The sequence below is a fragment of the Thermostichus sp. MS-CIW-37 genome (assembly GCF_054060065.1).
Genome location: NZ_JBSSCV010000056.1, coordinates 1 through 4,925 on the forward strand (window position 1 = coordinate 1; position 4,925 = coordinate 4,925).

At 57.4% G+C, this 4,925-nt stretch carries 5 protein-coding genes; 2 read left to right on the forward strand and 3 right to left on the reverse strand.

Features of this window, described 5'->3' with window-relative positions:
* Positions 1–211 precede the first annotated feature (211 nt).
* The gene (locus ACVWYZ_RS14150; RefSeq protein ID WP_457467410.1) at positions 212–910 is read left to right on the forward strand and encodes a pirin family protein; all 699 of its coding nucleotides are present in this window, start codon (positions 212–214) and stop codon (positions 908–910) included.
* 231 nt (positions 911–1,141) lie between these two features.
* Here the strand turns inward: ACVWYZ_RS14150 and tsaE are convergent, their stop codons facing one another.
* Both tsaE and lgt read right to left on the reverse strand, forming a co-directional pair.
* Positions 1,142–1,780, reverse strand: a complete 639-nt coding sequence (gene tsaE / locus ACVWYZ_RS14155; protein WP_457467411.1) for a tRNA (adenosine(37)-N6)-threonylcarbamoyltransferase complex ATPase subunit type 1 TsaE — start codon at positions 1,778–1,780, stop codon at positions 1,142–1,144.
* Positions 1,781–1,783: 3 nt separating this feature from the next.
* On the reverse strand, positions 1,784–2,608 hold the full coding sequence (gene lgt / locus ACVWYZ_RS14160) for a prolipoprotein diacylglyceryl transferase (RefSeq protein WP_011433548.1): 825 nt from the start codon (positions 2,606–2,608) through the stop codon (positions 1,784–1,786).
* Between the two features lie 235 nt (positions 2,609–2,843).
* On the opposite strand from lgt, the gene recA reads away from it, so the two are divergent.
* On the forward strand, positions 2,844–3,968 hold the full coding sequence (recA, locus tag ACVWYZ_RS14165; RefSeq protein ID WP_457467412.1) for a recombinase RecA: 1,125 nt from the start codon (positions 2,844–2,846) through the stop codon (positions 3,966–3,968).
* A 16-nt stretch (positions 3,969–3,984) separates the two neighbouring features.
* On the opposite strand, the gene ACVWYZ_RS14170 is transcribed toward recA, so the two are convergent.
* On the reverse strand, positions 3,985–4,821 hold the full coding sequence (locus ACVWYZ_RS14170) for a TrmH family RNA methyltransferase (RefSeq protein WP_457467413.1): 837 nt from the start codon (positions 4,819–4,821) through the stop codon (positions 3,985–3,987).
* Between the last annotated feature and the right edge of the window lie 104 nt (positions 4,822–4,925).

A 4,925-nucleotide genomic window follows, 5' to 3' on the forward strand; every position in this document is an offset into this window, starting at 1 on the left:
AGGTTCTGGGACGCCGGGGCTGGTGGCCTCATCAGCGCTTTACTACCCTATCCCCACCACCACCACCCCGTCAAGATATCCAACCCAAAATTTTTGGCAAGTTTTTGGCGAGAATAGCAGGGAAAAGAAGAAATAAAACTGTTTGAATATTGACATTCTGACTGCAGAGTTAATAAGATGGTTGCGAGGGTCAGGTTTTGGAGAAACTGCGATGCTGACTTTGCGTAAGCGGGAAGAGAGGGGTCATGTCAAGCTCAGTTGGCTTGATACTTACCACTCATTTTCTTTCGGGGAGTACTACGACCCTCGCTACATGGGCTTCCGGGCTTTGCGGGTGATTAACGATGACCGAATCCGCCCGAGTGCTGGCTTTCCGACCCATGGGCACCGGGATATGGAGATCGTTACTTATGTTTTGGAAGGGATCCTTGAGCACAAAGACAGCTTGGGCACGGGATCTGTGATTCGTCCTGGCGAAATTCAACGGATGACAGCGGGCACAGGGATCCAGCACAGCGAGTACAATCACTCGGCGGATGAGGAGGTTCATCTGCTGCAAATTTGGATTTTGCCGGAGCAGGAAAACCTAGATCCCAGTTATGAACAAAAAGCGACGGGTTTAGCAGAGCATCCCAATGAGTTTTGTTTAATTGCCTCTCGGGATGGACGCCAGGGATCCGTGATTGTGCATCAGGATGTGAATCTCTACGCGGGGTTGATTGAGCCGGGACACACCATCTGCCAATATTTGGATGAGAAGCGCTACGGATGGCTGCAGGTGGCTCGCGGCAATGTGACCCTAAATGGCTTGTTTTTGCGAGAAGGAGATGGCGTGGCTATTGCTAGGGAAAGCGAGCTCAACCTTTTCAGTGAGAAAGGTGCTGAGGTGCTGCTGTTTGATTTGGCCTGAGGATGACTTTTGGCTAAGTTCTGGCCGTTTGCCTCAAGTTCATAGTCGTTTCAGGCTGGGGTGAGACGTCCGGGCTACTGAGAGAAGCCTTCTGACCTGTGCATTATTGCTCCGCAACGCTAACGCGAAGGCGCGACCGACGCTTCGGGTGTGGGCGCAGTGTCTTAGTTCGAATCGAGGTGGCCATAGGTCTTTTGGGATCCCAACTTTTTCTGCTGCTTTCAAGTCCTTTCAGGGGGAGAAGTGGATCCTTTTTTCTTCAGGGTCTTGCTGAGTGAACTGAGAAAGAACTTGCTGCCAAAGTTGAGCAGTCTGGGATCCCTTTCCTTTGGCGTACAGGAGGCGGGCTCCTTCCTGTTGGGGATGGGGCTGTAGGCACAGCCAGAGGTAGGTCGCAGGCAGATGGCGGAGGTACTGGGGCCACTCAATGGCGGTGATCCCACCTTGGCTCCAAAGTTCTTCTAGCCCTAGGTCTTCCAGGAGTGTGGACTCTCTCCCACCGGCGCGAGCGGCAGAAGAGGGCTCCAGACGGTAGAGATCGCAATGGAAAAGAGGGATCCGTCCGGTGTGGTATTCCTGCACCAGCACGAAGGTGGGGCTGTCGATGGGTTCAGGGATCCCTAAGCCCTGCCCCAGCCCCTGCACAAAGGTGGTTTTGCCGCTGCCCAGATTACCTTCGAGAAGAATGACCAAGCCGGAAGTGGAGCCGAGGCTGCGGCTGGGAGGGGGAGATTTTTGTTGACCTAAAGGGGCGAGGAAGCCAAGGGCGGCTTGAGCTACGAGGGCCCCTAGTGATTGGGTAGCAGCGGCGGATGGTAGCAGCAGAGGGGAGGCTTGCTGCCAGGGCTCTTCATTCTGTTCGCTGGCCATGGCTTACAACTCCTTTGGGGCGGGGATCCCAGGCGAGGAAGTTGCCTCGTTTGGGTGAACAGAAACGCGTTTGGGAGCTGTCAAGATTGCGGCCAGGCCTGCTCCAATGAGCAACAGGCTCACCCCCTGCGCCACCCGCAGGGATCCCAGCATGAGGCTATCGGTGCGCAGGCCTTCGATCCAGAAGCGCCCCAGGCTGTACCCCACCAGGTAGAGGCCCAAGAGGGTGCCGGGGGGAAGCTGGCGCCGGTAGCTTAAAAAGAGCAGGAGCCCGAAGAGACCAAAGTTCCAGAGGGATTCGTACAAAAAAGTGGGATGGACGCGCGATCCATCAGGCAGCTGCAGTTGTACCCACAGAGGGCTATCCGGAGGCAACACCTTTCCGTAGGCTTCGTTGTTGAAGAAGTTGCCCCAACGTCCGATCCCCTGACCAAGGCTGAGGGAGGGAACAAGGCAATCGGCTAGCAACCAAAAACTCAGCCGGTGCCGCCGGGCGAACAGGTAAAGCGCCGCACTGCCGCCGATCAAGGCACCGTGAATGGCAATGCCCCCCTGCCAGAGGGCCAAGACCTGCCACCAAGGGCCATCTCGATAGCGTTCCCACTCAAAGGCCACATAGTACAGGCGAGCAAGGGGCAGGGATCCAACCACCAACCACACCAGCAGATCAGGCATGGAACTGGGGGGAAGGCCACGCCGAGCTGCCAGATGGCGAGCCAGGAGCAAGCCCAACACCATTGCCAGGCCGATCAATAAGCCATACCAGCGCAGGCTGAGCGGCCCCCAACTAAACACAACCGGGCCGGGGGATTGTAAGACCAAAGTCATGACCGTGGGGACATTCCTGAGCAGATCCCTTTAGCCCACTCTACCCGCTCTGCAAGGCTGTGCAGAAGACCTGCCCTCACCCCCAGCCCCTCTCCCAGAGGGAGAGGGGAGTTAGGAACCGAGGCAAGGTACGAGCTGACTGCAGTTGGAGGGAGAGGGATCCGCTCAGAGCAAGGCGACAATGTTAGAATGCAGGCTCGATTTTCCACCACGACTCCTGGGGGGGATGCGGGTTATGGCCCGGAAAGCCGCTGCTGTGAACACTGCTGATGACTCGGACAAATTGAATTCAGAAAAACGCAAAGCCCTGGAGCAGGTGTTAAGCCAGATCGAGCGGAATTTCGGCAAAGGGGCAATCATGCGCCTGGGAGATGCCACCCAGATGCGGGTGGAGACCATACCCAGTGGGGCCATCACCCTCGACTTGGCCTTGGGCGGAGGTTACCCAAAAGGGCGGATTATCGAAGTCTTTGGGCCGGAATCTTCTGGGAAAACTTCAATTGCCCTACATGCCATCGCCGAAGTGCAAAAACAAGGGGGAACGGCAGCTTTTGTGGATGCGGAACATGCGCTGGATCCCACTTACGCAGCAGCTTTGGGGGTTGATATTCAAAACCTGTTGATCTCCCAGCCGGACACGGGGGAGGCCGCCCTGGAGATTGTCGATCAGTTGGTGCGCTCGGCAGCTGTGGATATCGTGGTGGTGGACTCGGTAGCAGCGTTGGTGCCCCGGGCTGAGATCGAAGGGGATATGGGAGATGCCCATGTGGGATTGCAGGCGCGCCTGATGAGCCAAGCGCTGCGCAAGATTGCCGGAAATGTCAGCAAAACCGGATCCATCGTTCTTTTCTTAAACCAATTGCGCTCCAAAATTGGCGGCATAGGCTATGGCCCCCAGGAGACCACCACCGGCGGCAATGCCCTTAAGTTTTATGCGTCGGTGCGGCTAGATATTCGCCGCGTTCAAACCCTGAAAAAAGGTGCCGAAGAATACGGGATCCGAGCGCGGGTCAAGGTGGTGAAAAACAAAGTTGCCCCCCCTTTCCGGCGGGCAGAATTTGACATCATTTTCGGCCAAGGGATCTCCAACATCGGCTGCATTATCGATCTGGCCGAGGAGATGGGCATTCTCAAGCGCCGCGGCTCTTGGTACAGCTACAAGGAGGAAAATGTTGCCCAAGGAAGGGACAATCTGGTTGTCTACTTGAAGGAAAACCCAGAGCTCCTAGCGGAGGTGGAAGCGGCTGTGCGGGAGAAACTTTCTGCGGGGGTGACGGTTTCCGCCAGCCGGCTGGCAGCGATGGAGGAGGGAGAGCAGGAAGAGAATGAGGATGCGGTCTTTGTAGAGGAAGAGTTCTGAGGGAGCAGCTAGCTGTTCAGGGAGCGCTTCCTGAGCGAGATCGCCGCTGGCGCAGGGCCTCGTAGAGCAACAACCCCCCCGTCATAGCGACGTTCAGAGATTCGACACCCTCGGCCATAGGGATCCGCACCTGTGCATCAGCCTGTTGGATAGTCGCTTCCCTCAGGCCAGCCCCTTCGTTGCCCAGGAGAAAAAGGGTAGGGCGGGTGAGATCTTGATCCCAGTAGCAGTTTGCTGTGGGGGAGAGGGTAGCAGCCAAGACTTGGATCCCGTGGCAACGGCAGCTCTGGATCCAGGCGGCTAGGTCGGGCACGACTTGGGGCGGACGGCGAAACCACTGGCCGGCAGAGGCCCGCAAGACTTTGGGGTTTTCGGGATCGACGCTGTCTGCGCTGAGCCAAAGGCCATCGGCTCCTGCGGCAGCCACGACTCGGATGAGGGATCCCAAATTGCCCGGATCTTGCAGCGTTTCCACCACGAGGCCCAAACGTACCCCGGACAAGGGGGGAGAGGGAATCTGCCGACTGACGGCCACGGCCACAGCTCCTTCGGGAGACTCGGTGGTACAGAGCGCTGCCATGACTTCTGAGCTGACGGCCTGCCGCCGTAGACTCTTGGGCAGATTGGCCAGCAATTGTGGGTAACGCTCAGCCCACTCAAGCGTGTAGCAGAGAGCCTGCAGGGGCCAGCCAACTCGCAGGGCTTCTTCGATGAGGTGGGATCCCTCTACCAAAAAGGCGCCCTGTTCTCGCCGACCTTGGCTGCGGTGCAACTGCCGCAACTTTCGGATCCAGGGGTTTTTCGGGCTGGTCAGCAGTAAGGACTCCGTCCCGCTAACGCGATCAGAAACCATGGGGCAACAGTCAGCTAGAAATCGCAGGAGCCCCGCACTGTACCCGTAGGGTCAGTGTCGGGAGGAATGCGGAAGTTATGATAGAACCATGACCCAAGTCCTGA